The organism is Veillonella sp. CHU740 (assembly GCF_003992055.1).
Classification (GTDB): Bacteria; Bacillota; Negativicutes; order Veillonellales; family Veillonellaceae; genus F0422.
In genome coordinates this window covers 1-26,968 of the sequence record NZ_RQVD01000004.1, presented here as the reverse complement: position 1 = coordinate 26,968, position 26,968 = coordinate 1, and the positions used below count along the sequence as shown (strand labels likewise).

The window sequence follows — 26,968 nt, the reverse complement described above, 5'->3', positions numbered from 1 at the left end:
ATAGGATTATTACGGATACAGTTGATTACTTCATGCGTTGGCAAAGTTCTAGTAAAACGCCACCAGTTGCTTTTGGGTGAAGGAATGCGATAGCAGATCCACCAGCACCGTAGCGAGGTTCTTCATCAATTAATTGAACGCCTTTAGCTTTTAAATCAGCGATAGCTGCTTTGATATCATCTACACGAAGTGCTACGTGTTGGATACCATTACGACCACCATTTTTTTCGATAAAACGACCGATAGGGCCATCTGGAGTTGTAGATTCTAAGAACTCAAGTTCAGCGTCTCCGCAAGGGAAGAAGCTTACTTTAACTTTTTGCTCTTCTACTACTTCATCTTCTGGAAGGTGTTCCATACCAAGTGCGTTTTTATAAAATTCTTTTGTTGCTGCTAAATCGGATACACCGATACCGATGTGGTCCACTTGTAATACTTTGAATGCCATAATAACTCTCCTTTCAAATGAGCTGCAACTCGAAAGTGACATGCATCACTTTTCGATTACTTATATGATACCACGATATTAGATTTTTTTCATTCTTTTAATTATCTTTTTAAAGACTTTTCTAACACCGCGTTAACAACACTATAAGGGTCATTAGTTCTATTATTTACGGCTGCTACATCTTGTTTGAAAGCATCACTTTCTACAACATGTTCATGTACATAACGCATAATTTGTTCATTGATCATAGCTACTAACTCATCATGTGTACGTTCAGCACGACGAGCTGCTAATTCTCCACTATCTTCTAGATATTCAAAGTGTTCATCTAGTGCTTCCACTAATTCATCAACACCTACGTCTTTGCTAGCGATAGTACGCTTAATTGGTGGTCTCCAATCAAGTTCACGAGAATCTAAATCTAGCATCATCTCAATTTCAACATTAAGCTTATCACAGCCATCGCGGTCTGCTTTATTGATGGCAAACACATCGCCAATTTCTAAGATGCCCGCTTTAATCGCTTGGATATCATCACCCAAACCTGGTACTAGTACTACCAATGTGGTATCTGCATTTTTCACAATATCCACTTCGGATTGACCAACACCAACTGTTTCAATGATGACAAGATCCATGCCGAAAGCATCCATTAATTTGACAACGTCTGCTGTTTTCTTAGATAATCCACCTAGACTGCCACGTGTGCCCATGCTTCGAATAAATACATTTTCATTCAATGTTAAATCATTCATTCGAATGCGGTCACCCAAAATAGCACCACCTGAGAATGGACTCGTTGGGTCAACAGCTACGATACCAATTCGCTTACCTTGTTCTAGATAATGTTTGACAACTTTATCTGTCAACGTACTTTTACCAGCTCCTGGAGCCCCCGTAATACCCAAAATACGAGCATTACCAGTACGTGGATAGATGGCTTTCATAATGTCAATGGCATTATCATATTCATTTTCCACAGCCGTTATGGACCGTGCCAAAGCAAGACGAGATCCTTCTAATAATTCTTTAATTAAATCCATATTGTCACCGCCCTACTCTATAGATGACTAGGCCCGAACATGCATGCCCGAGCCTAGCTCAAATATATTATTTTACGTTAGCTTTGATGAACTCAATTACATCAGCTGTTGGAGTACCTGGTGTGAATACTGCAGATACGCCAGCTGCTTTCAAGCCAGGAATATCAGCATCAGGAATTACCCCGCCACCAACTACTAATACATCGCCCATGCCTTTTTCTTTCAACATTTCAACGATTTTAGGGAACAATGTGTTATGCGCACCAGAAAGAAGAGATAACGCAACTACGTTAACGTCTTCGGAAAGAGCCGCTTCAACGATTTGTTCTGGAGTTTGACGAAGACCTGTGTAGATAACTTCGAAACCAGCATCGCGAAGTGCGCGTGCTACTACTTTTGCACCACGGTCATGACCATCAAGACCTGGTTTTGCTACGATTACTCTGATACGTTTTTCTGCCATGATGTTATACCTCCAAATAGGTTCGATTAATTATAAAGTGGAATGAGCTTGGTATTCACCGAATACGCCGCGCAATACGTTACAAATTTCACCTAATGTAGCATATGTTTTAACGGCAGCCAAGATTAATGGCATCAAGTTTACAGATTCATCTTCTGCACCAGCTTTCAATGCTGCTAACGCTGCATCAACTGCTGCTTGATCGCGGTCTGCACGAACTTGTTGTGTTTTCTTGGATTGGTTGATACCTACAGAAGCATCGATACGAAGAAGACCTTCAACTGGTTTTTCCTCTACTTGGAATTTGTTAACACCTACGATTGTACGAAGGCCAGATTCCACTTCCATTTGCCATTTATAAGCAGACTCTTGGATTTCTTTTTGGATGTAACCTTTTTCGATAGCTTCAACAGCGCCACCCATTTCGTCGATTTTTTGGATGTATGCTTTAGCTTCTTCATAGATAGCATTTGTCATAGCTTCTACATAGTAGGAACCGCCCAATGGGTCAACTACGTCAGCTAAGCCGGATTCGTAAGCAACGATTTGTTGTGTACGAAGAGCGATTTGTACAGATGCTTCAGTTGGAAGAGCCAATGCTTCGTCACGAGAGTTAGTATGTAAGGATTGAGTACCACCCATTACAGCAGCTGCAGTTTGAAGAGCAACACGAACGATGTTGTTATCAACTTGTTGTGCAGTCAACATGGAACCAGCTGTTTGAGTATGTACACGTAACATCATGGATTTAGGTTTTTTAGCACCAAAACGTTCTTTCAAGATATGTGCCCATAGACGACGGGATGCACGGAATTTCGCAACTTCTTCTAATACGTTGTTGTGTGCGTTCCAGAAGAAGGATAAACGACCTGCGAAATCGTCAACTTCTAAACCAGCTTTAAGAGCTGCTTCGATGTATGCAATACCATCAGCAATTGTGAAAGCGATTTCTTGCGCAGCAGTGGAACCAGCTTCACGAATATGGTAACCGGAGATGGAGATAGTATTCCATTTTGGCACATATTGAGAGCAATATTCGAAAATATTAGTGATCAAACGCATGGATGGTTTTGGAGGGAAGATGTAAGTTCCGCGAGCTGCGTACTCTTTCAAAATATCATTTTGAATGGTACCGCGAAGTTCAGTGGAAGGTACACCTTGTTTTTCAGCAACTGCAATGTACATAGCAAGAAGTACAGATGCAGGAGCATTGATTGTCATAGAAGTGGAAACTTTACCCAAGTCGATACCTTGGAACAAGATTTCCATATCTTTTAAGGAGTCAATCGCAACACCTACTTTACCAACTTCGCCTTCAGCCATAGCGTCATCGGAGTCATAACCGATTTGTGTTGGTAAGTCGAATGCGCAAGAAAGACCAGTTGCACCGGACTCGATTAAGTAACGGTAACGTTTGTTGGACTCTTCAGCAGTTGCGAAACCAGCATACATACGCATTGTCCAGAAACGGCCACGGTACATTGTAGGTTGAACGCCACGAGTATAAGGATAGAATCCTGGGAATCCTAGATCACGTTCGTAATCGAAACCTTCTAGATCAAGCGGTGTGTATACCGGTTGTTCTGGTAAGTTTTGACGTGCAGGTACTTTCTCACAGTTTTTAGCGTACGCTGCTTCATATTCAGCAAGTTTGGCTTTTAAGTTGTCATTAGCCATGTCATCATCCTCCTAAAAAATTAACCTTGTTTTTTCATGCTTCCTGTTTCAGTGAAGCGTTTATGCCAAGAAAGAGCTTCATCTAATAAGATAGGTGTATGGGCGCCATTTGTCTTTTCAATAGCTCTTTCGAGGTAATCTAATAATTCTTGTTTGTAGTCTGGGTGAGCACAGTTTTCAATGATCTTGTATGCTCTTTCAATTGGAGCCAAACCACGAACATCGGCAATACCTTGTTCTGTACAGAATACTTGTACATCATGTTCTGTATGGTCAATGTGAGATACAAAAGGAACGATGGAGCTGATGTCTCCGCCTTTTGCCACAGAGTTCGTACAGAAAATGGAGATATAACCATTTCGAGTGAAGTCCCCGGAACCACCGATACCATTCATCATTTTGCTACCCATGATATGAGTAGAGTTTACATTACCGAAGATATCGAATTCAATAGCTGTATTCATAGTGATAACACCAAGTCTACGAGCTAATCCAGGGTTATTGGAAATCTCTTGCGGACGCAAAAGAATGTGTTTGCTGTATTTGTCGATATTGTCATAGAAGCGTTTCAATCCATCTGGAGATGGGGACAATGCTGTACCAGAACAATCTGTTACTTTACCTGCATCGATTAAGTCCAACATACCATCTTGGATAACTTCTGTGAAAATGGATAAGTTTGTGAAAGGACCTTCAGCCAAGCCAGACACAACCGCATTTGCTACGGAACCTACTCCAGATTGTAATGGCAATAAGTTTTCAGGTAAACGACCTGCTTTAACTTCTTCTAAGAAGAAGTTAATCAAATGTTGACTCATCGCTTTTGCATCATCATCGATTGGTGCTAGTGGACGAGTTGTGTCAGGTACATCACATGGAACGATAGCTACGATTTTCGCAGGGTCACATGGGATGTAATCTGTTCCGATACGATCGCCAGCCGCTTTGATTGGGAATGGCTCACGGTATGGAGGATCTTGTGGTTCATAGATATCATGCATACCTACCAAGGACATTGGTTGGGATACGTTCACTTCTACGATAACTTTTTTAGCTTGGCTAACAAATGTTGGAGAGTTACCAACGGATGTACTAGGAACGATACCACCATCTTCACGGATGCAAACCGCTTCAATGATAGCTACGTCAGTGTCACCGAAGAAACCATAACGAATTTGTTGAGCCATTTGGCTAAGATGCATATCAATGTAACGAATTTTTTGGCTATTTAACGCTTTACGTGTATCGTTATTTGTTTGATATGGGAAACGACGGCGAATACCGTTCACACGAGTTAACGCTCCGTCTGCTTCATCACCAACTGATGCGCCAGTCCAAAGATCAATTTGGAAAGGGTCTGATTCCATGCGTTTCGCAAGCGCCAATGGCACTGCTTTAGGGTAACCAGATGGTGTAAAACCACTGATACCTACATGGTCTCCTGGATTAATCAATTTAGCTGCTTCTTCTGCTGTAGTAATTTTTGCTTGCAACGCTGCGCCTTGCACGCGATCTAAAATGTCGATCATACTACCATCTCCTTTAGTTTGAATGACTTATTCAGCTGTGTCACAAGATAAGTACAGTTACATACTCCCACTCATAGTACCCAATCACTATGCGATTGCTTTTTATTATAACTAAAACGTTAGTGTTTTGTAATCTATACTTAAAATGTGATATTTGTTAATTCTCATAAATAGTACCGATTTTTCATCACATTGTCAACCTTATTGTGCAAATATATGCATAATAGGCATACGAAATACAAAAAAATAGAGGGCCTATAACTTTTTGTTATACCCTCTATCTACCTATATCTATAATTGTTGTAGCAGCCCAACTTTTTTCGATATAGTTATTCCTATCTAGATTATCTACTTATGTTTATGCATATCTTATCGTTATATTATTCATAACTAATGGTTATTTGCCATTATAACCATTAGTATGATTGGGAAAGCGCCCTATCTTGTATCTATATTTTATCAAAATTCTATACATCGATACACTCTTTCCCTTCATCATACTATATTTTGACAATCACATTCAAAATAAGATAGTCCATATAATGAATATATTATATAAACTTTAATGCATTTAGATCGTATTGTACTATTCTCTTATTACGATTAATCTCTTATGACACTCATGGCAAATCCCAATAGTTGCCATAATACGAGACTCACTTGTTGACTATATAGGGCATGATCAAAGAGACCACTCACTAATACAGAAACAGTCACCAATGTCATCCCATATCGATACGGAATCCCTCTGGACTTACCTTTTTGCATATTACGACTATGTCCCAATAAAATAGCTAAGAACAAGCATAGCGAAATCGGCCCTGTTTCTGCTGCCACATGTAAATATAAATTATGGGCATGATAAATAATCACCGTTGGGTCTTGAATAAAGTAATTATAGTCTGGATAGGTCATCCAAAACGCATCCCAACCGATACCAAACACAGGGAAGTCCTCCACCATGTACATGGTACTATCCCATAGAGCCCATCTAAGCATAACAGATGTATCTTGTCCACTAAACAAGGACCACAATCGACTGGATACTTCTCCATGATAAAAGAATAATACCAATGGCACTACCAACAACGCATATAATAATCTGCGCTCTACACAAAGCCCGGCTACAAATACTGTCACGGCTAAACTCAGCCACATACCTCTAGAGTAGGTGAGTACTAAGCACAAGAGCATAATGAGTAGAGCTAAACCCATTTTACTACAGCGCTTCCAATCTTTCTCTTTCAGAACTTGTATTGTTCCTAAACCGCCTATAGATAGAACAAACAACAAATATTCTCCTAGCAAATTCGGATTCTGTAAGGTTCCATACATACGACGCATAAGCCCTGGAAAGTGAACATTATCCACCCACTCATGGATATGCGTAGATATCATATAAAAGTACTGATAGGCCGCACCTAAACAAACGAGGACACCAGTGATACAAAACAAGGAGAGAAACTTCTTGCGCCGTTCTTCTGTATTCATATAATAGGTCATTAACCAATACACCGTACCATAGATACCTATATGATAGCCCCAACTCATAGCCGACCATTGGACATTCACAGAATTTATAATAGATATCCCTGTCCAAATGATATAGGCCAATACGGTCCACTGCAACCAATGTAGGGACCCAGAAAATCGCTGTCTATCGAAGAGCAAAGCCAATAGTCCTGCCAAGATGACAAGTACATTACCACCTATAGGAATCAGTGGAATACACAGTGTAGCCCCATAGAGGAGGTAGACTATCCATTGGTCTACAGATAGTCTACGTAGGGCATCCATTAATGCCCCATTTCTTGGGCGAGCCATTGTTGCACGTCACCAAGAATGTATAAGGACCCCACCACAGCGATGATATCGCCTTCTTTCGTTGTTTTCATGGCATGGTCTAACCCCGCTTGGATGGTCTCCATAGGGTCTGCTTGGACCGGCATTTGTTTTGCCAATTGTGCTGGATCAATGCCACGTGGTGTAGGGGCTGGCACCGTAATTACTCGGTCTTTTTGTCCCACTAAATAGCTGACCATGGTGGACACATCTTTATCTTCTAAAATCGATAACACCGCTGTTTTTGGTTGGTCTGGATACAGTTCATTGTATGTCATGGAAAAAGCTTCTGCGCCGCTCGCATTGTGGGCTCCATCTAAAATGATGGTTCGTCCATGAACTTTGAAAGTTTCAAATCGTCCCGGCCAAGTAGCTCGAGCTAAACCTTCACGGTAGGTTTCTTCACTTACTGCTGGTTCTTTGTCTTTCAAGATTTGCAACACCCTTGCTGCACAAGCTAAATTTAACGCTTGATGGATACCATGCATAGATGTGAAGAGCATGTCTTTATGGCCTGCTTTATCTTTTACAGTAATCATTTGTCCCATCGCCATGGCACTACGACTATCGATGGTAAAATCTTCGTTAAACACATGGTATTTTACACCTAATGATTTTGCCGTTTCCTTAATCACATCAAGAGCTCCCCCTTGGGCTGCTGTTACAAGAGGCACACCTTTCTTGATTATACCTGCCTTATGACGAGCAATCTCCTCAACCGTGTCTCCACAGTACGCCTGATGGTCGATGGTCACGTTTGTGATAACAGCCACTTCTGGAGTGATCACATTGGTAGAATCCAACAATCCACCTAAACCAACTTCGATGACAGCGTAGTCTACACCTTGTTCTTGGAAAAACAAGAATGCTGCAGCTGTTAAGATTTCAAACTGTGTAGGTGCTTCTACACCGTGGTCCATAACGGCTTTCACAGCATTGCTGACACGTTCAATCAAATCAGCAAAGGCCTCTTCCGTAATGCAGGCCGTGTTCACACGCATGCGTTCCGTATAGGATTGGAGATGCGGGGACGTAAATGTCCCCACTCTGAGACCGCTCATATACAATCCATAAGTAATATAGGTGGAAACAGACCCTTTACCGTTCGTTCCTGTGACATGGATCGTTTTATATGTATGTTGTGGATTTCCTAACTCTTCTAATAGAGCCGTAATCCGTTCTAATCCTGGATGAATTCCAAAGGAGGCTACCTCTTCTAGGTAGGCAATCGCTTCCGTATAATTCATGATGGATCTCCTTATGCTAATGTTTTTAAGAACTCTTCACGTTCGTTCAAAGCTTGTTGTTTTTGTTTGTATTCTTCCAATTTTTCTTTTTCTTTCGCTACCACCGCTTCAGGGGCTTTTGCTAAGAATCCTTGGTTGTTCAATTTACCTTCTAAACGGGCGATTTCTTTCAATACTGTAGCTTGCTCTTTGGCGATACGTTCTTTTTCTTTGTCTGCATCGATTAAATCTTTCAACAACAAGTACACTTCTAAACCGTTTACCACTGTTACAGTGGCATTTTCTGGTTTTGGTGCATCTGGTGAAAGTACCGTTACTTTTTCAGCCCAACCTAAGGTATGGAAGTAATCGCCATGTGTTTCTAAGATACCTTTCAACTCTTCGGTAGCAGGCACTAAGATCACTTCAGAACGTTTGCCCATTGGTACATTCATTTCTGCACGCATGTTACGGATACCTTTGATGCCGTCCATCATCACATTCATATGAGCTGCTGCAGAGCCGAAGCCTTCCATGGATAATGTACTTGGCCATGGAGCGACCATGATGCTGTCCCCTTCATGTGGTAAATGTTGCCAAATGTGTTCTGTTACGAACGGCATGAATGGGTGTAATAATTCCATCATATGACGAAGGATGGATACCAATAAGTATTGTACTGTTTGACGGTCACGACCACCTTCTTTGTTGTATAAACGAGGTTTCGCTAATTCAATATACCAGTCGCAGTACGTATTCCAAATGAAATCGTACACCGCGCTCGCCGCTTCCCCTAATTCAAATTTATCAAGGTTATTTGTAATGTTTGTGACTGTTTTATTGTATTCTTCTAGAATCCATTTATCTGCCAATGTGTAATCTTCTGCACTTGGTACGAAACTTTCATCAAAGCCCTCTAAGTTCATCAACACAAATTTAGAGGCATTCCAAATTTTGTTGGCAAAGTTACGGTTTGCTTCCACACGTTCCATGTAGAAACGCATATCGTTCCCCGGTGTATTACCCGTTACCAAAGTAAAGCGCAACGCATCAGCACCGTATTCTTCGATGACTTCTAATGGATTGATACCATTGCCCAAGGATTTACTCATTTTACGACCTTGGCTATCGCGTACTAAACCATGAATGAATACGTGTTTGAAAGGAATTTCTTCTTTGAATTCTAAGCCCATGAAAATCATACGAGCTACCCAGAAGAAGATGATGTCGTAGCCTGTTACCATAACACTAGTTGGGTACCAATGTTTCACTTCCTCTGTGTTTTCAGGCCAACCCATTGTAGCAAATGGCCATAACGCAGAGCTGAACCATGTATCTAATACGTCTGGATCTTGTTCTACTTTACCATGGCAATGTGGACATTCCGTCAACGTTTCTGCTGTTACGATGGTTTCTCCACAGTCTTGGCAGTACCAAGCTGGGATACGATGTCCCCACCACAATTGACGAGAAATACACCAATCACGGATAGATTCCAACCAGTTGGTATAGGTTTTGGTAAAACGTTCTGGTACAAATTCAATGGATTTGTCACGTACCACTTCTAAAGCAGGTTTTGCCAATGGCTCCATAGATACAAACCATTGTTTCGACACCATAGGTTCTACTGTTGTATTACAACGGGAACAATGACCTACGCTGTGACCATGGTCTTCCACTTTTTCTAATAAACCTTGCGCCTCTAATTCTGCCACTACTTGTTTACGCGCTAATTCACGAGGCATGTTCACAAAGTGACCTGCTCCTGCATTCATGGTGCCATCTGGGTTCATCACCACGATACTTTCTAAGTTATGGCGTTGTCCCATTTCAAAGTCATTAGGGTCATGAGCTGGAGTGATTTTTACGCAACCAGTACCGAACGATTGATCTACGTATTCATCGGCAATGATTGGGATATGACGATTCACGAATGGAAGCAATAATTCTTTGCCTACTAAATGGGCATATCGCTCATCATTAGGGTTCACCGCTACGGCTACGTCACCAAACATTGTTTCAGGGCGTGTAGTAGCTACGGTTAAGAATGTATCTTCCTCCCCGATAACAGGGTATTTAATATGCCACAAATGACCATTTTCATCTTCGTGTTCTACTTCGATATCGGATAAGGCTGTCAAACAATTAGGGCACCAGTTAGTGATGCGTTCTCCACGATAGATTAAACCTTTTTCGTACAATGCTACAAATACTTTTAATACTGCTTCATGATAGCCTTCATCCAAGGTAAAACGCTCTCTCGTCCAGTCACAAGAAGCGCCTAAACTACGGATTTGTTTTACAATGGTGCTACCGTATTCTTGCTTCCATTCCCATACACGTTTCAAAAACTCTTCACGACCTAAATCATGACGAGATTTTCCCTCTGTTTTCATGATATTTTCTTCTACTTTTACTTGTGTTGCAATCCCTGCGTGGTCTGTGCCAGGCATCCACAATACGTTGTAACCTTGCATACGTTTCGTACGAATCAAAATATCTTGCAAGGTGTTATCAAGGGCATGACCCATGTGCAATTGACCTGTTACATTTGGTGGCGGCAACACAATACTAAAAGGCTCTTTATTTGTGTCCACTTCCTCATGAAAATAACCTTTCTCTTCCCAATATGTGTACCATTGTTGTTCAATCTCCTTCGGATTGTAAGTTGTGAGATTTTTATATTCTTTCATATGTCCTCCTATTTTGGATATAATAATTATTTTAAAAAGTAGTTACTTCTTTACAATCCAATATCCGGATCTAGCACTACCTTTATATTCTAATTTACCAAGCTTTTTCAAAAAAGTAATATCTCGTCGAATAGTAGATTTCGATACACCTAACAACTTCATTAAAATAACATCTGTTATTGTTGGGTCCTCCTCTATCAACTTAAGAAGTGTATCGATACGGATATCTTTATTTTTGTTCTTTACCGTATCTACACTCTCCTCCACGCCTTTTTTTGTGCATTCTTTTTTGGTGTCATTTTTGGTGTCATTTTTAGTATCATTTTTGGTGTCATTTTGAAAAATATCGTAATTTCTGTTGTATAAAGTCACGACAACACCATTATTAGATATATTATACACTGGTTGTTTACCAAAACCTTCGTAATCATCAAAAATTCTACGTACACCTGATGCATAATTTTCTATCATATCAATTTTATCCAATACATTGACAATAATTTTATTTCGCTTTGCTACCATTCCCATCTTGATATTATCAAGTGTTAGTCCATCTGGAATGCTACCCGGTGAATAGATTTGAACTCTATCGTCATAGAATTCAACCTTTATATCACCGCTTAATGTATAATCCCTATGACAATAACAATTGACAATTGCTTCACGTAGCGCACCACTAGGAATGTCCATATATTCATTTCGTTCAGGTTTACCACTGATAGTAATCTTTTTACGATTCGATAGGTTTGCAAAATAAAGAATATCATCAATCTGTTTTACAAGAGAGCCCTTAAACTCTTTTTTATCAAGAAATACTCGTACATCTATCCCCTGAAACACTGCAAACTTACTAATACTAGAATTTTGATCACTTAATAATAATGCAGCATTATTATACGTACCATCTTTTCCAATCAAAGATAATGCATATGGATCAAACTGTATCCCCTTTTCTTTAAATTTCTGCTCGATATAAGTAAAAGTTAGTTTTGTCTCACCTATACTGATAGTTTCAAATTCATGAGACTTCTTTTGTAAAATCATTCTCTGAATTTCTTCAAAACTAGCGACTCGCTTTGTACTTCCCACCCTTATATATACGCCTTTTGAGTTAAACCCTTCTCCTTCTTTAATAAAATAAGGTTTATCATCTCCCTCTAATACCTTAATTCTAAAAGGGACTTCATTCGGGTATACATATATTAAATGAGCCACATTTGGTGTAAATCCATTCACAATCCAATTGGATATCATCTGTTCCCACTTCTGCTTTTTAGATAATGTGATGGATTCATTAATCGTCCCATCATCATTAACACCTAAGCAAATATTTCCACCTTCGCTATTTAAAAATGCTACGATTTCAGCTTTTAGTTTATTTTGTTTCTCTGGAATATCTAATTTATATTCCACATTATAATCTTCCATATTAATACCTCGTTGATGAGATCTACATGTATATTATTCCTAAAGCTAGTCTAACAAATTCATATCCACACCTCATTATAATCATCATAAACTATAATAAGGTATAACTTAATCTTTACCCGTACAAAAAAGACCCCCTCGTCCGTTAGGACGAAAGGGTCTATACTTCCGCGGTACCACCTAGATTATTGCCGTAGCAATCACTCATTATCGTTAACGCTGATCAGCGGGCACACTTACTCTAGTTCACCATGCCAACTCCGAGGCTACCCTCTTTCTAGTACATGCATTGTTTCACCAACCCAATGCTCTCTGTGATGCGTTCAAAAGATTTTTCCTCTTCTTAGTTATTATCCATATAGTATTAGTATACGTGAAAGTATGCAGTATCGTCAATATATCTACTCATAAAACTCTCTACAATGTCTAGGCCTAGCATCCCTCATCAAACGATTCGGAATAGGCAGTTCCCACTACTTGGCAAAAGACACATTCATTTCATCTAAAGACTTCGTCAAGCTAGGGATATAGACTTGCAAAAATAGATCTACTTCTGGCAATTGCATGTTCACTAATCGTTTGTGAATCGTATCAAAAGCTGCATTAAACTCGTCGTTGCCAGCCGCTTTTTCTGCAACACACTTCATAAACGCTGACAAGGTATCTGCTGCTTTCACCAACACTTCATATTCCTCTGGCATAGACACCAATACTTCTTCATAGGCTGGTTGCACTGGTTCTGGCAACGTATGCCATAAAGTTTCATTCGCCAATTGCTCTACTTCTCCATAGAGAGCACGCAACTTAGGGTTAAAATATTTCACTGGCGTCGGCATGTCCCCCGTGAACACTTCACTCACATCATGGTACATGGCTAGCACTGCCAAGCGATTCACATCTAACGCACCATTAAAATATGTATTTCGCAGTATTCCTAATTGATGGGCAATCATAGCAGTTTCTAAACTATGACCTTGTAAATTTTCCACTTCTGTATTGCGCATCAAGCTCCAACGCTGAATATATTTCATGCGCCCTAAGAGGGCAAAAAAGTGGCTCTCATTCATTGTCCTTTCCTCCTATAGTATCTTATATATGTATTATACTAAGATTTGTTCCACTTTAATACAGTTCTTCTCACATACATTACAAAAACAGAGACATGCTGACAACTATGCATCAACTTCCTCTGTTATATAAGAGGGTAGCCCGTTACCTTTGGTATTGTTATTAATATTTCACCATATGAACCACTCTCTGTGGATATGGAATATCGATACCTTCCGCATCAAAGCGATCTTTCACATCGGACATAACCCCATAGTACACATCACGATAATCTTCAGCATTAATCAATGGATAGGCTACAATATTGACAGAATTATCACCAAATTCTTTAATACCAATTTCAAGGGTATCCATGTTGAGCACCTTTCCAGTTTGCTGAAAAATCTCTTTCAACACCTCAATGGCACGATGATGATCTGAACCGTATCCAATGCCAAATATGAACGTCACATAACGAGTACTCTCATAATTACTATTCATCAGATTATTAGAAGTAATGGCAGAGTTCGGAATGAACACGATCCGATTCTCTTTGGTGGCAATAGCGGTGTTGAAGAAATGAATTTCTTTCACAGCCCCTTCCACACCATTCACAGAAATCCAATCACCTTCTTTAAAAGGCTTAAAGATTAAAATCAGCAGCCCAGAAGCAAAATTTGACATATTATTTTGTAAAGCTAAACCAATAGCAATACCAAAAGCACCAAAGGCAGCTAAAAAATTATTCGTTGGAAACCCCAGCATAGATAGAGCAGACAATATAACGACGGACAAGATCCCATAATAAATAATTTGTCCCGTAAAGCTGCGTACTGTGGCATCATAATTCGCGCGGTTCATAACCTGTAAGACTATTTTTCTAATGAACATCGCCAAATAACGACCTATCACAAATACAACGATAGCCAACAAAATACTTGGCAAATATTCCACTGCCAAGGTTTGTAAATGGTCGATAAACGTAATACTATCTTCTACGTGCTCAGCTACCTTGTCAACACCTGCTGCCGTAGACTCCACAATTTTTTCCTCTGCTACTAACATACTAACTCCTTTCAAAATGATATATCCATTTCTAACAAGCGTTCTACTTTAATCATTGTATTATACCATGATTGCACCTATACCGTCCTCTATTTACATCCAAGTAGATTCTACGCATCCTAAACAGGCATATGTCCCACTATATGTCACCATCCTTCTGGATTTTCTGAAAGCTAGGGACCTTAAAATATGATATACTATACACATTGACCCACTCAATTACAGAGGTCATAATATTATACAATAATTTTTCTTATGAACTCATATCGTAAGAAATACTATATACCCAAATCGTAACTAGAAACCCTAGTAGTATGGAGTCACTATGCAAACTCAACAAAACCCTTATCATGCACCAAATCTATTACAATGCGGTGGTTATGTAGATATCCATAGCTCAGCTATTACTATTACCTATGACATGCCTTACTATGCCATTAGCACCAGTCCATTCAATGGTGGGTTGCACCACGTCATGGCCGTACGAAATCAGCAACTTACCTTTTTCGTCAACGATGAAAGTGAGTTACCTGGCGGATCTACCTCTGCCTATCTTGCCAAAGAATGCGTGCAATTAGACTTGCCAATCCATTTTTGTACCGCCTTATTAACGAGTGCCTCTATGAACCGTCATGCCTATGTATGCCAAGCAGAAGGATCTATCATCATAGAAGTAATTGCTACAGCAGGTGTTGAAAAAACAGCACATCGCGCAGGTGATGGCTATACATACCATGAAAAAGATGGCACCTTCCACTCTGGGGGCACCATCAATCTATTAGTATTTACAAATTGTGCCCTCACTGACGGAGCACTTACAAAATCGTTGCTGACTATAACGGAAGCAAAAACCGTAGCACTCCAATCCAAGGGAATCACTAGCATCCTATCTGGACAACTAGCTACAGGCACATCCACAGACGGTGTCATCATGACCATCGACCCAAACGGAGAAATCCTCACAGACTCAGGCACGTTCTCCCAATTCGGCGATACCTTGGCAAAAGCAGTGCGTTCCGCCATCGAAAGAGCATTAGAAAATTATATCCATAAGGCAATAGAACCATAATTATATTGCAGTACCATATTTTGTCCAACATGGCTATCTTTAGAAACATCTTTAATAACATACAATTTATACGTGTCCATATATACATAAATGCTGTGAAAGTAAATATTTCCACAGCATTTTGTATAAACATTTTTGTATGCAATTAATCTTTTTTAGTGCTAGATTGTAATCCTAACATAGCTTTTAGTTCAGCTACTTCTTGTTGCAAAGCAAGTACTTCTTCGCTTAGCTTAACGCGAGATTTTGTGATTCGTTTGGCACCGTCTACTTTGATTGAAAAACCAACATTAAACATGGTATGCCCGTTACCTAGTAATGTACCAGCGGACAACATCATATCTTCATTAGGACGATAGTAAGCACCAACGGCAAATGCATGGGAACTTTCATGTTTGCCATAACTAGCCGCCAAGTCCCATTTCGCATCTGGGTCGAAATCTATTGGATGTAATCCAGCTAATGCGGCCGCTCCAGCTCCCACTGTATCAATTCTTGATCCTAGTGTATCTAGTCTTGAACCTAGTGTATCTATTCTTGAATCCACCGTATCTATTCTTGAGCCCAGAGCATTTATACTTGTATTAATAACTCTAACTTGTTCATCAGCATGATTTACCACTCGTTTTAATTGTGCTACGTTCACCGCATCTGTATCCTCGGAGCCGGCTGCAAGTGAGGTAATCCGACGAGTTACAGTAGTACCATCACCAATAGAAACAGCGGCATTTGTCGGTTTCCATGTGGAAGATGTGTCAGAGGAAGCGGTGCCAGTAGACCAATCATAGCCAGAAGCTTCCTTAGTCAGATCTCGACTAGAAACGGAGTTAGCACCTAAGGCAATACCGCCGTCCACTGTGACATTGGCATCGTTACCAATGGCTACACTATCGCTAGCAGTGGTTTCAGTTTCCTTTGTAGCAGAACCAATGATAATAGAATTATGAGTACCTGTGGCTTTACGATTCGTACCGATGATAGTGGTGCCAATTACATTAGAAGCAGTATTGTTAAAACCAACTACAAAGTTGTCTGCAGCACCAGCTGCTTCTGTACCAGTCACCGTATTATTAACACCAATCATAGCAGTGCGCAACGTATAATCAGCTTTATTTCCTCCGCCAATAGCAAGAGTAGCACCACCAGAATTACTATCCTTAACCAGTTTTCTTAGAACCTTGGACATGTCTGTCACAGAATCGGGGCCTCCAAAACCACTAACTAATGGGGATAGATTAATATCTGTAATAGAATTGGTGATTTCATTACCTGCGCCAAAGACTAAGGTGCCATTACTATTGGCTGTTTTATTCGCTACGCCTACGATGGCATTTGCAATACCAGCGCTTGTATTAGTAGTTGTTGCTGATTCAATGGAGTTCAAGGTACCATTGATGGTAGCGCCAAAGTTTTTAGGCGCTTTACTAGCATCATTTCTATCATAGTCACTAGAAATTACGTTAAGAGCCCCTGTACTAGTGGCTACAGTTCCGTTCGTAAAACTATTTGCACCAACAGTTGTAGAATAGACACCTGCCCCTGTAGGCTTGATAGTACGTTGAGACTCCGTACTTACCTCAATATCGCCAATTTTACCACGATAATTATGAGACCCAATCATAGTGCCACCAGTACGAACATAGGTATTATTACCTATCGCAACACCAGTAACGACTCTATCTGGGCTTTTTGGAAGGCTGCCAAAACCAAATTTATCAAAATCCATTTGTTTAAAAGCAAATACTTTATCTAATCTATTAGCGGTATTTTCTACAAGAGCATATTTACCAATCGCTATCGAGCCAGATTGGTCATGGTGATTCCAAGTATTAGCTTTTTCGCCAATCGCAATATCTCCATCAATATTCTTAGATCCAGAACGACCAGAATAGTATACATAAGCACCTTTACCAATGGCAACCACACCTTCATGGCCGGCAATAGTGCCGGCACCAATAGCGATACCAGGACCTTCTCCGGCTGGATTTGTTGCCGGGCTCGCACATACTGGACTAGCACACACAGAAATTATTGCCCAAAGAGTGGATAGTTGTAATACATGTCTAGATTGCACAACAAAATTCCTCCTTATACACACTCACCTTTATGCATATTTTTATGCATTCATATACTTCCATTGTACAGAAAAATAAAAGTGTTGTGCACCCCTAAGTAGTGTTACCCCCCCCCCGATTTCCACGAATTGTATATATTTATAAGTAACGCTACACATCATTGATACATATCTTTATGCAGTTTAGAGGGCTAGACTTGTGCAACGGTTACTTATCGTTTTTAACACTTTCAACCATCTAATAGCTAGCAAATATCCGTTCTAAGTCTTCTCGACTTCGTTCCCTCTGCAATGCTAACATCAACAAGATTCTAGCTTTTACAGGGGACAAGGAATCGCTAACGATTAATCCCTCTTTCGCATCCGATGAATTGCTAGATACAATACCATTCCCAATGCGGGATGACCGCACTTTGGGAATGGTAATTTTTTTTAGCACCTCACGTACAGATTGTGGCAATGTACCATGGCCAAAACCACCTATAATCAAACCTTTAGACCGTTGTGCTATAAAATCAATCACATCTAGGTCCAACCCAGCATATAAATTGACAATACCTATAGGCGGTAGCTCCACCTCTTCACGCAAGATAAATTCGCTGTCTTTCGTGTGTGTGCGACAAGGTGCATAATATAAATACCCCCTTCCATTTTGCACACAGCCCATATGTCCCAGTTGCGCATTCCCGAAGGTCCCTACATCCGTTGTGTGTAACTTAGCTACTTCACGAGCACTATCGATATAACCATTCATGACAACCAATACACCTTGGCCTTTTGCACTTTCACTGCGAGCCACTTGTACCGCTTGCAATAAATTTACTGGACCATCTGCACTAAGCGCTGTAGCAGGACGCATGGAACCAGTCATCACAACCGGTTTCTTCGTATGTACCGTCAATTGCAAGAAATACGCAGTTTCCTCCATCGTATCTGTGCCGTGGGTAATAACAATACCACCTATATCATCTCGCTCAGCCACTTCATTCACAAGTAGCGCTAAGCGTACCCAACGATAGGGACTCATCTCCGAACTATCGATATTGGAAAATTGAATACTTTCAAAGGGTCCATACCCTTCTAGCGTAGGCACAGCTTGCATCAATTCTTGCACTCCAATCGATCCCGCTCTATATTCAGTAAGGGCACTAGCACCATTCCCGGTGCCCGCAATAGTACCACCAGTTCCTATTATCATAATTTTTTTTACATTCATACAGTATCCTCCCCGCACATCAGTATCTTTATTATACCATCCTAGACCCTAAAAGTATCTATACCTATACTACAAAAATCTATCCTGCAGCGCATACGTTCATCACATGTATCCATCATATTTTCGCATCATGTATTGACCCTATTCTTAGAAAAGAGTATAGTTAATTTATCAATATCATACATTATACTAGAGAGGTAAAGACTATGACAGACACAACATACACAACCAGTGTCATGCATTGGTTCCGACAAATCAGCCAAATTCCTCGTGAATCTGGTAACGAACAAGGCATTAGTGATTTTTTAATGCAATTTGCAAAAGATAGAGGATTAGACGCAGAGCAAGATGAAGAGCGCAATGTCATCATCCGCGCCAATGCCACACCAGGCTATGAACAAAATCCTCCAATCATTTTGCAAGGCCACATCGATATGGTGGCAGAAAAATCTGCTACCTCTACTCATGACTTTGCCAAGGATCCTATTGAACTTATCGAAGAAGGCGAATGGTTACACGCCAACGAAACCACATTAGGGGCCGACAATGGCATCGCTGTAGCAATGGCACTAGCTGTTCTAGATGACCCAACGATTCCTCATGGACCACTAGAATGCTTATTTACAACAAATGAAGAAACTGGTATGAACGGAGCTATGGTCGTAAAAGGTGACCGTCTACACGGAACCTATTTACTCAACATCGATACAGAACAAGAACATGAATTTATTGTCGCTTGTGCTGGTGGTTGTCGCTTAGACCTTACTTTACCGACTAATCCTGTATCGACACCAGCTGGTCTAACAGCCTTTCACATAGCAGTTGATGGATTACATGGAGGTCATTCTGGCATCGAAATTGGTAGCCAATTTGGCAATGCCTTAGCAATCTTAGGCCGATTACTCCATGAAGCAAATCATACAGCATCTATTTACATCAGTCATTTTGCAGGTGGTTCGAAACACAATGCAATACCACGTACAGCAGAAGCCACTTTCTTATGTGAAACCAAACACGTGGAATCTATGCAACGTCAACTGTCTGAAACTATCGACATTATTCGTCATGAACTGGTACCACAAGATCCAGATTTCCAAGTTCATATCACTCCTTGCGATACACCTAGTACCATCTTCGCCCCTACACAATCGCAAGCATTACTCCAATTCTTGTATTTAGCCCCACATGGCGTATTTGGAATGAGTAAAAAGTTGGACGGCCTCGTAGAAACAAGTAATAACATTGCCATCGTAGAAGATCATGCGACACATATCGACGTGTTAATCTCTGTTCGTAGCTTGACAATGAGCCAATTAGCCTATCTACGAGATCGCATTATGACACTAGCAACCCTTCATGGATTCACCGCTTCGGAACAAGGTCGTTATCCAGCATGGGAGTACGAGCGTGGCAGTCAACTAGAAGAACAAGCTGTCGCACTTTATAAAGAAGTCATCGGTATCGACCCATATGTAACAGCCGTTCATGCTGGCCTTGAATGTGGCCTACTAAAAGCACAATTACCAAACACACAAATGTTGAGCTTTGGTCCCACAATTTTAGGAGCCCACACACCAAAAGAACGACTACATATACCATCAGTCACAACCGTATCTAAGTTCTTATTAACCTTATTAGAAAAATTACAATAACACTATGAACAAGGGGAGTCGCCATGCGATTCCCCTTTGTTATAGATCGACCACTATACTGCTATCTACTCCTAGATACCTTCATAACACAAAAAACTGTACTCCCATGTCACATAGATAGGGGAGTACAGTTTTTTAATGAATACATGTATAGGTCCATTACGGTTACAACTAAAGAAATTATGAAATTTTTTTGGCAACTAGTCCCAAAGTGGACCGCAAATAGTCCTAATTATTACGCAAGAACCCAAGCTGACCTAAATCATCTAATGTACTATCTACCACAGTACGACCTTTTAGTGGCACCACTTCACCAGATGGTTTTGTTTCATCCACTTTCAGAATTTTATCAGCTACTTTGTATAGCTCTTCTAACGTTTTTGGCGTTTCTAATTGTTTCATCATCAGCACATGAGCGGAATTAAATCCTGTAATGCTGTCATTGTACAAATCGGAGATGTTAATAAATCTGGATCCACCTCGATCCACAACAGTTTGTACATAATTAGCCATCTCTTTTGGCACTGTAGATACACCTTCTTTGAATGTGTGGATTTCTTTTTTCTCCGTCACAGGCGCAATAAATCCACACAACAAGAACCGAATCAACATACTGTATAATTCTATTTTATCATACTCTACACCGTCTTGTAATTGTTTCAGTTCTTCTTTGCAATCAGCAACGGTGAACATTTCTCCTTTACGACATTGATTAACAATGGCTTGTTCTACCACATTTGTTGTATCCTGTAGTTCCTTACCCTTATTGACCATACCGAAATACAGAGAATCAAGAGTGGTAATTAAAAACTCTTCATTATGACGTAGTAAATGAGCTTGAGACTCGTGACATAATAAGGAACGACGGAATTGAGTATCGAAATAGAAGTCTAGAATTTGTTCTTTTGTATTCCAATCTCCACCAGACATCGCTTCGATTAATTCTCTGCGTTCTTTTCTCATCCATGTAATAGCAGACAGTTGGAAATCCGTATCAGCTACATAGACTAATTTATGTTTGTTAGCGCGGTCAATAAAATCCGTTATATATACAGGGTCATTAATAGGCTCTAAATATTCGTGCGCAATATAATATGTTTTATGATCTAAGGCAGAATCAAAGCTATCTGTTTTCCAGCCTAATTTAGGTACCACATCCTTAGAGCCTTTGATAAGTTCATTCATATGATGTACGAAGGAAATCCCTTTTTCTGTGCGAGGTAATAAATCCATATCCTGATCATACCGTGTAGCAAAGAGCATCATCTCCCGCACTTGGCCCAATCGATGCCAACCTGGGTATACATTATAAGAAACATAGGCTACCCCTCGTTCCGATAAATTCACATTACAAATTTCTAAAATTTTATCTTTTACCACATCTGGTACCCAAGACCAAATGCCATGGACAATGATGTAATCGAATGTACCAAAATCTTTATCAATTTTTAAAATATCTTGTTCCAGAAGTTTTACATTTTTTAAATCTATGGCGTTAATAATTTCATTACCGATTTCAATTTGAGATCCACTGAGGTCAACCCCTACAAAGGACGCCTCTTGATGATACACAGCTTGACCAATAATGTTGCCTCCCATAGAACAGCCCAGTTCTAAGACACGAGCCTCTTTCGCTGGAACTGGATTTAGGCCCCATAACTTTGCCTTCGCTTCTAAACTATTGATAGAGGTTACTCCAAAGGATTTTGAAGGATATACTAATTCATCATAGGAGTTTTTTAAATGTTCAATAACATCAGTTTCTTCTTTTGTAATCGTTGCTTTTGTGTTTACTTTCATGCTAAAACCTTTCTTATATATTTCTATACGAACTACTTTCATAGTAACTACACGTAACGCTGTTTATATCTTTTTTAAAAATATCATATCTAGCTATTTCTATATAATATATTGTATCAGTTTTTTATGTTCCTAGCCAATAGAAATAGTATAAAAATTACACTTATTTCTATCTATCGGTATATAACTCACCATGTATACTCTATCATTTTCTACCAAATGAACCGACATTCCTTATAATACTTCATTATACTCATTTTATAGCGCTATTCCTATAGATATAGACCTAAACAGTATAGTCCCCCTAGATTTCCTAGCCTCTATGCCAATTTGATATTTATACAATTTTTATTAATTTAAAGGGTGACTTTTTATATTCCTTGATTTATAATTCTAACTAACAGATATCTGGTTCCATGTTAGCTATATTACAAATTACATACGTATGTAACAATCAGTAGGTATGGTAAGACATATCATCTTTCAAAGGAGGTTCGTATGAAAGCATCATACATTACCACATGTTTGAATACCATGACACCTGATCTTGGATATGATTCTTACACAGATGAAGAGCTCGTGATATTAGTACAAACAGGATATCCGTCCGCTAAAATTGTACTCTGTCACCGCTATGTACCTCTAATTACAAAATACTCCCATGTCAGTCAGCTACAAACAATTCAAAGTGAATTAGAAGCTACCTTGTGGGAATGTTTTCTTGAAGCCATACAAACATATGATACAACAGGTACAGTGCCTTTCTCTGGATTTGTAAAATCTCGTATCCATTATTGTGAAATGAATCTATTTCGACGTATGCGCACCCAATGGACCCACGAGGCCACGTGTATCCAGAACGAAGAGGAGTCAGATCCTCTATCCGAGCTTCCCGCTCCGAACAGCACCGAAAAGGAAGCGTTGGATCATTTGCAGCAAGCAGCATTAATAGAGGCTCTTTCCCAAGTAGATCCTATCTATGCTAGCATCCTCATCGACATTTTATATCATGGGAAACACATTAGCCAACTGGCAAAAGAGTACGGAATCTCTCGCCAGGCGATGCATAAAAAATATAAAAAAGCAATTTCTCTAGTGCAACAACGCATATAATCGTACAGAATTAATCATTTATATCATACTGTCTCACCATACCCCATATCCTAGAACCTGAGTCAATATACCTATGATTCAGGTTCTTTGCATGCGTATCTCACACTCCATGACACACCTACTCTAGTATCTAACATATAAAAACACCACCCTGCCCCTAGTAGGCAAGGTGGTGATAAGTCCTTGGTACCATTCCTATATACATTTCCTTCCCGTGTACCTCCCATACGATGGAACGCCTGTCTAAAGGTCTTATCCTACCTTAACGTTTCCACCATCGAATCAGAATCACGGCGATACGAATAATTTGTAACGCTTTTTCTAGCGTGTTCATCTTACGCCTCCAAGGCGATTGCATTGTTGCGAACAACACCTGTTAATGGGTATGCATAGAGTTTACCTAATGCTTCTCCCACAGCTTTCATATCGTCATCAGTAGCGGCTTCGTTGATATACGCGAAATTTGCTACTTTCAATGCATGAGCAGCGTCCCCTTTTTTAAATTGTAATTGCAATTTTGTTACCATTGTGTTTGACATCTAATCCCCTCCTTATTCTACAATCGTAGATTCTGTTGTTACTAATGTACCATGTTGAAAGCTAGTCAATGGATGATCTTTACGACCACGGATCACATCTTTTTCCACCATCAATTGACCGACTGTGTCAATCTCTGTTTTGGTAACCCCTTCTTTAGGAAAAGTTACCACAATTTCTACCTCTTGCTTCGTCGCATCGGTAAACACTAAATGTAATTCTTTTTTAAGCACTGTACTAGTTGCCATATGTAAACTCCTTTCTGAGTACCAAGTCCTTACACTTAGATACATTCAGAAATATAGAGTGTGTCAACTATAGTTATTCACTATAAGTAGTAAGATTTTATTATTATACTTAATCCTACTAATCTGCTATACTAAATTTGTCGATGTGATACTCGACAGGAATATTGTGAGAACACTCCTGTATTCCAACCTTTCAAACTACTTACATATGTCGTGACAAGGGTGACTTCCCATACACACCTATACTTGTCACAACAAAAGCCACCTGCCGGCCCCATACGAGCCAGGTGGCTTTCACCTTTATAAGCATGTCTTTTAACAATATAATGACTAAAACTCGTGATACTACCATGTATCTTATACGGGCTATATCATCTATGTATCAATCCTCGTGCAGTATTTCTAATACGAATACGTGCTATAATTAAGACGAGCTATCGTGTAACAATTTGATGATACGGAATCGATACAATACCAGTATCTTCGCTAGCAACCTACATATAAAATATATTATGAATTATCACTAACATAAGTTATATTACATTGAAAAGGAGTGATACTATGAACCATACGATTTATTTAGGCGGCGGTTGTTTTTGGGGTGTTGAAAGCTACTTTCAACGCATTCCTGGGATTATAGATACAGAGGTCGGCTACAGCAATGGTAACCACCCGAATCCTAGTTATGAAGAGGTATGCCATGGCAGCGGTCATGTAGAGACGGTCAAAATTACCTATGACTCCTCTGTGATTTCCCTATCTAAAGTACTACAATATTTCTTGCGCATTATTGATCCTTTCAGCATTAACAAACAAGGAAATGATGTGGGTGTACAATATCGAAGTGGTGTGTATTACGAAAATCCAGAGGATAAAGCAGTTATCGAATCTACTTTATCTCGTGCCAATAGTCATTATACAGAGCCCTTTGCCGTCGAGGTATTACCTTTACAATCATTTTATCCAGCCGAAGAGTACCATCAAGATTATTTAGATAAAAATCCAAATGGTTACTGTCATATCAATGTGGCTAAAGCATACGAGCCCTTAATTGATGAAAGCGACTACGAACGCAAATCCGATGCTATCTTGCAAGAAGAACTCAATGACTTAGCCTACGCTGTAACACAGCATAGCGCCACAGAACGGCCTTTCTCTCATGTGTATACCGATGAATTTCGTCCTGGCATTTATGTAGATATTACATCTGGAGAACCTCTGTTCATCTCTGCCCAAAAGTTCGATTCAGGTTGTGGCTGGCCTAGTTTTGCGCAACCAATCAACAGCGACGTCATTCGTTACTATCACGACGATAGTTTAGGTCATCATCGCATTGAAGTGCGCAGTCGCATTGGTGATGCTCATTTAGGACATGTCTTTGAAGATGGGCCACGCTCTATGGGTGGTCTACGCTACTGTATCAACGGCGCTGCCTTGCGGTTTATCCCTTTAGAAAACTTGGAAGCAGAAGGGTATGGTGCCTTGCACGAGTTTGTAGAACGCAGCGAAGCTCTATCTCAAGATTCTTAAAAATATTAGCATACAATAGATTTGCATGTCTTTAAGCTCACGTTCATGACTATAGCTCATCCCAACTGACAACACAAAAAAACTGTAAATTCTGTATCTTATAAGTGCATAGGATTAAACTCCCCATGAAATCCACGCAATGGTATCCGTTGTGTGGTTCTCCAATTTCCCATCGACCGCTTTCGCAGATAAGAACTCACGGATTTCTTGTTTAATCACCTCTAAATCACCGCCCACTTTTCTTTGTACTCGTATACAGAAATAATCCACAGCTTCATCGACTGTCAAGTTTTCTACTTCTTCTACCGTTTTGTAGGTAATTTTCACATCTTTTCCAATTTCGTTGATTGTGCTCAAGCAATCTTGTAGCATGGATTCCCATGGGCTTCCGCTTACACCATATCGTTCGGAATAGATGGCATCTAAATATTCATCTTTTCGATCGGCGAACATGATGCATAAACAATTTTTGCGACTAGCTTTGTGCAAGGTATGAAGATTAGCCGTATCCGACATAATGGGGCAGAAAATGCTATACACCAAGTCAAATTGTTTGTCCCATCCCAGGGCTTGTCGAGCCTCTTCGGACCATGGTCCCAACCATAAATCTAGCGAAATCCCTTCATTTTCACTAATAGCTTTGCCACCTTCTAGCATACCAGTAGAAAGGTCTACACCGGTTACTTTCACCCCATTGCGAGCAAGTCCCATAGCATAATCGCCTGTACCACAGCCTATATCAAGGGCTGTTTCACCTGCTGCTGGATGAATCCCTAGTTTTTGCAATCGTGCTACAAAGTCCACTACTTGAGCCACCCGATCCTCACGTTTATGCATATTCACAAAGAACTTGGATGTTTGATTCCAAGATTGTTGTTCCTCTTGCCAGCCCTCCATAGAAACAGGCATCGTTGTGATTGTACTCATAAAAACCTCCTTTATCACTATATATGATAAAAATTATCAATTTATATATTTTGATTATACTATACAATGAGCACTTATATTGTGTCTACGGCAACAAAATCTATACGACCATACTATATAAGTTTATATACGCATCTATAATTCTAGGAGAATACAAAAAAGCGACCTTACGGTCGCTTTTTTAGCTAGAATCTATGATTCAATTATGCTTCGATAGCTGTAACAACACCAGCGCCTACTGTATGGCCACCTTCGCGGATCGCAAAACGTAAGCCTTCTTCAATAGCGATTGGAGTGATAAGCTCGATGTTCATAGTGATGTTATCACCAGGCATACACAT

At 39.9% G+C, this 26,968-nt stretch carries 21 protein-coding genes, 1 pseudogene and 1 other annotated feature; of the genes and pseudogenes, 4 read left to right on the top strand and 18 right to left on the bottom strand.

Going from position 1 to position 26,968, the window contains the following annotated elements:
• Positions 1-25 precede the first annotated feature (25 nt).
• The 11 genes from mce to EO115_RS03270 all read right to left on the bottom strand — a co-directional run bounded on the left by mce (position 26) and on the right by EO115_RS03270 (position 14,461).
• Positions 26-448: a methylmalonyl-CoA epimerase gene (mce, locus tag EO115_RS03320; RefSeq protein WP_009352819.1), complete on the bottom strand. Its 423-nt coding sequence runs from the start codon at positions 446-448 to the stop codon at positions 26-28.
• A gap of 101 nt (positions 449-549) precedes the next feature.
• On the bottom strand, positions 550-1,491 hold the full coding sequence (gene meaB, locus EO115_RS03315; RefSeq protein ID WP_126937573.1) for a methylmalonyl Co-A mutase-associated GTPase MeaB: 942 nt from the start codon (positions 1,489-1,491) through the stop codon (positions 550-552).
• A gap of 67 nt (positions 1,492-1,558) precedes the next feature.
• Positions 1,559-1,954 carry a cobalamin B12-binding domain-containing protein gene (locus EO115_RS03310; RefSeq protein ID WP_126937572.1) on the bottom strand — a complete coding sequence of 132 codons (396 nt, stop codon included), beginning with the start codon at positions 1,952-1,954 and terminating at the stop codon, positions 1,559-1,561.
• A 30-nt stretch (positions 1,955-1,984) separates the two neighbouring features.
• The gene (locus EO115_RS03305) at positions 1,985-3,631 is read right to left on the bottom strand and encodes a methylmalonyl-CoA mutase (RefSeq protein WP_126937571.1); all 1,647 of its coding nucleotides are present in this window, start codon (positions 3,629-3,631) and stop codon (positions 1,985-1,987) included.
• A 20-nt stretch (positions 3,632-3,651) separates the two neighbouring features.
• Positions 3,652-5,160 (bottom strand): acetyl-CoA hydrolase/transferase family protein, encoded by a 1,509-nt coding sequence (locus EO115_RS03300; RefSeq protein WP_126937570.1) that lies wholly within the window; start codon positions 5,158-5,160, stop codon positions 3,652-3,654.
• Between the two features lie 603 nt (positions 5,161-5,763).
• Positions 5,764-6,984 (bottom strand): O-antigen ligase, encoded by a 1,221-nt coding sequence (locus tag EO115_RS03295; RefSeq protein WP_126937569.1) that lies wholly within the window; start codon positions 6,982-6,984, stop codon positions 5,764-5,766.
• Positions 6,957-8,249: a folylpolyglutamate synthase/dihydrofolate synthase family protein gene (locus tag EO115_RS03290; RefSeq protein ID WP_126937568.1), complete on the bottom strand. Its 1,293-nt coding sequence runs from the start codon at positions 8,247-8,249 to the stop codon at positions 6,957-6,959. The genes EO115_RS03295 and EO115_RS03290 overlap by 28 nt, the downstream gene beginning before the upstream one ends.
• 11 nt (positions 8,250-8,260) lie before the next feature.
• Positions 8,261-10,921 (bottom strand): valine--tRNA ligase, encoded by a 2,661-nt coding sequence (locus EO115_RS03285; RefSeq protein WP_126937567.1) that lies wholly within the window; start codon positions 10,919-10,921, stop codon positions 8,261-8,263.
• Positions 10,922-10,963: 42 nt separating this feature from the next.
• Complete coding sequence (locus EO115_RS03280; RefSeq protein ID WP_126937566.1) at positions 10,964-12,349, bottom strand: ATP-binding protein; 1,386 nt, start codon at positions 12,347-12,349, stop codon at positions 10,964-10,966.
• Positions 12,350-12,492: 143 nt separating this feature from the next.
• Positions 12,493-12,703 (bottom strand) — a binding site (T-box leader).
• 119 nt (positions 12,704-12,822) lie between these two features.
• Positions 12,823-13,416, bottom strand: a complete 594-nt coding sequence (yfbR, locus tag EO115_RS03275; RefSeq protein WP_126937565.1) for a 5'-deoxynucleotidase — start codon at positions 13,414-13,416, stop codon at positions 12,823-12,825.
• Between the two features lie 163 nt (positions 13,417-13,579).
• Positions 13,580-14,461, bottom strand: coding sequence for a mechanosensitive ion channel family protein (locus EO115_RS03270; protein ID WP_126937564.1), 882 nt, complete (start codon positions 14,459-14,461; stop codon positions 13,580-13,582).
• Positions 14,462-14,786: 325 nt separating this feature from the next.
• On the opposite strand from EO115_RS03270, the gene EO115_RS03265 reads away from it, so the two are divergent.
• Positions 14,787-15,530, top strand: coding sequence for an adenosylcobinamide amidohydrolase (locus EO115_RS03265; protein ID WP_126937563.1), 744 nt, complete (start codon positions 14,787-14,789; stop codon positions 15,528-15,530).
• 145 nt (positions 15,531-15,675) lie between these two features.
• On the opposite strand, the gene EO115_RS03260 is transcribed toward EO115_RS03265, so the two are convergent.
• Both EO115_RS03260 and EO115_RS03255 read right to left on the bottom strand, forming a co-directional pair.
• A complete protein-coding gene (locus EO115_RS03260) occupies positions 15,676-17,604 on the bottom strand; it encodes a YadA-like family protein (protein WP_126937562.1) in 1,929 nt (642 codons plus the stop codon).
• A 238-nt stretch (positions 17,605-17,842) separates the two neighbouring features.
• The gene (locus EO115_RS03255) at positions 17,843-18,820 is read right to left on the bottom strand and encodes an asparaginase (RefSeq protein ID WP_126937561.1); all 978 of its coding nucleotides are present in this window, start codon (positions 18,818-18,820) and stop codon (positions 17,843-17,845) included.
• 206 nt (positions 18,821-19,026) lie between these two features.
• Between EO115_RS03255 and EO115_RS03250 the strand changes: the two genes are divergently transcribed.
• Positions 19,027-20,472: an aminoacyl-histidine dipeptidase gene (locus EO115_RS03250; RefSeq protein ID WP_126937560.1), complete on the top strand. Its 1,446-nt coding sequence runs from the start codon at positions 19,027-19,029 to the stop codon at positions 20,470-20,472.
• Positions 20,473-20,700: 228 nt separating this feature from the next.
• Here the strand turns inward: EO115_RS03250 and EO115_RS03245 are convergent, their stop codons facing one another.
• Positions 20,701-22,314 (bottom strand): class I SAM-dependent methyltransferase, encoded by a 1,614-nt coding sequence (locus tag EO115_RS03245; RefSeq protein ID WP_126937559.1) that lies wholly within the window; start codon positions 22,312-22,314, stop codon positions 20,701-20,703.
• A 456-nt stretch (positions 22,315-22,770) separates the two neighbouring features.
• On the opposite strand from EO115_RS03245, the gene EO115_RS03240 reads away from it, so the two are divergent.
• Complete coding sequence (locus EO115_RS03240) at positions 22,771-23,385, top strand: sigma-70 family RNA polymerase sigma factor (protein ID WP_126937558.1); 615 nt, start codon at positions 22,771-22,773, stop codon at positions 23,383-23,385.
• 335 nt (positions 23,386-23,720) lie between these two features.
• On the opposite strand, the gene EO115_RS03235 is transcribed toward EO115_RS03240, so the two are convergent.
• Together EO115_RS03235 and EO115_RS03230 are read right to left on the bottom strand one after the other, a co-directional pair.
• Positions 23,721-23,924: a hypothetical protein gene (locus EO115_RS03235; protein WP_126937557.1), complete on the bottom strand. Its 204-nt coding sequence runs from the start codon at positions 23,922-23,924 to the stop codon at positions 23,721-23,723.
• Positions 23,925-23,936: 12 nt separating this feature from the next.
• Complete coding sequence (locus EO115_RS03230; RefSeq protein WP_164724042.1) at positions 23,937-24,170, bottom strand: DUF2922 family protein; 234 nt, start codon at positions 24,168-24,170, stop codon at positions 23,937-23,939.
• 561 nt (positions 24,171-24,731) lie between these two features.
• On the opposite strand from EO115_RS03230, the gene msrB reads away from it, so the two are divergent.
• Complete coding sequence (gene msrB / locus EO115_RS03225; protein WP_126937555.1) at positions 24,732-25,700, top strand: peptide-methionine (R)-S-oxide reductase MsrB; 969 nt, start codon at positions 24,732-24,734, stop codon at positions 25,698-25,700.
• A 114-nt stretch (positions 25,701-25,814) separates the two neighbouring features.
• Here msrB and EO115_RS03220 read toward each other — a convergent pair whose 3' ends face one another.
• Both EO115_RS03220 and tuf read right to left on the bottom strand, forming a co-directional pair.
• A complete protein-coding gene (locus EO115_RS03220) occupies positions 25,815-26,627 on the bottom strand; it encodes a class I SAM-dependent methyltransferase (protein ID WP_126937554.1) in 813 nt (270 codons plus the stop codon).
• A gap of 203 nt (positions 26,628-26,830) precedes the next feature.
• Positions 26,831-26,968, bottom strand: a pseudogene (tuf, locus tag EO115_RS03215) (elongation factor Tu); the annotation flags it as partial.

Bases quoted from the DNA above. Each gene is read 5' to 3' on its own strand.
- EO115_RS03250 (WP_126937560.1), top strand. From the start codon at position 19,027: ATGACAGACACAACATACACAACCAGTGTCATGCATTGGTTCCGACAA.
- EO115_RS03280 (WP_126937566.1), bottom strand. From the start codon at position 12,349: ATGGAAGATTATAATGTGGAATATAAATTAGATATTCCAGAGAAACAA.
- EO115_RS03230 (WP_164724042.1), bottom strand. From the start codon at position 24,170: ATGGCAACTAGTACAGTGCTTAAAAAAGAATTACATTTAGTGTTTACC.
- EO115_RS03270 (WP_126937564.1), bottom strand. From the start codon at position 14,461: ATGTTAGTAGCAGAGGAAAAAATTGTGGAGTCTACGGCAGCAGGTGTT.
- mce (WP_009352819.1), bottom strand. From the start codon at position 448: ATGGCATTCAAAGTATTACAAGTGGACCACATCGGTATCGGTGTATCC.
- EO115_RS03285 (WP_126937567.1), bottom strand. From the start codon at position 10,921: ATGAAAGAATATAAAAATCTCACAACTTACAATCCGAAGGAGATTGAA.
- msrB (WP_126937555.1), top strand. From the start codon at position 24,732: ATGAACCATACGATTTATTTAGGCGGCGGTTGTTTTTGGGGTGTTGAA.
- EO115_RS03220 (WP_126937554.1), bottom strand. From the start codon at position 26,627: ATGAGTACAATCACAACGATGCCTGTTTCTATGGAGGGCTGGCAAGAG.
- EO115_RS03255 (WP_126937561.1), bottom strand. From the start codon at position 18,820: ATGAATGTAAAAAAAATTATGATAATAGGAACTGGTGGTACTATTGCG.
- meaB (WP_126937573.1), bottom strand. From the start codon at position 1,491: ATGGATTTAATTAAAGAATTATTAGAAGGATCTCGTCTTGCTTTGGCA.
- EO115_RS03265 (WP_126937563.1), top strand. From the start codon at position 14,787: ATGCAAACTCAACAAAACCCTTATCATGCACCAAATCTATTACAATGC.
- EO115_RS03310 (WP_126937572.1), bottom strand. From the start codon at position 1,954: ATGGCAGAAAAACGTATCAGAGTAATCGTAGCAAAACCAGGTCTTGAT.
- EO115_RS03305 (WP_126937571.1), bottom strand. From the start codon at position 3,631: ATGGCTAATGACAACTTAAAAGCCAAACTTGCTGAATATGAAGCAGCG.
- EO115_RS03240 (WP_126937558.1), top strand. From the start codon at position 22,771: ATGAAAGCATCATACATTACCACATGTTTGAATACCATGACACCTGAT.
- EO115_RS03300 (WP_126937570.1), bottom strand. From the start codon at position 5,160: ATGATCGACATTTTAGATCGCGTGCAAGGCGCAGCGTTGCAAGCAAAA.
- EO115_RS03235 (WP_126937557.1), bottom strand. From the start codon at position 23,924: ATGTCAAACACAATGGTAACAAAATTGCAATTACAATTTAAAAAAGGG.
- yfbR (WP_126937565.1), bottom strand. From the start codon at position 13,416: ATGAATGAGAGCCACTTTTTTGCCCTCTTAGGGCGCATGAAATATATT.
- EO115_RS03295 (WP_126937569.1), bottom strand. From the start codon at position 6,984: ATGGCTCGCCCAAGAAATGGGGCATTAATGGATGCCCTACGTAGACTA.
- EO115_RS03290 (WP_126937568.1), bottom strand. From the start codon at position 8,249: ATGAATTATACGGAAGCGATTGCCTACCTAGAAGAGGTAGCCTCCTTT.
- EO115_RS03245 (WP_126937559.1), bottom strand. From the start codon at position 22,314: ATGAAAGTAGTTCGTATAGAAATATATAAGAAAGGTTTTAGCATGAAA.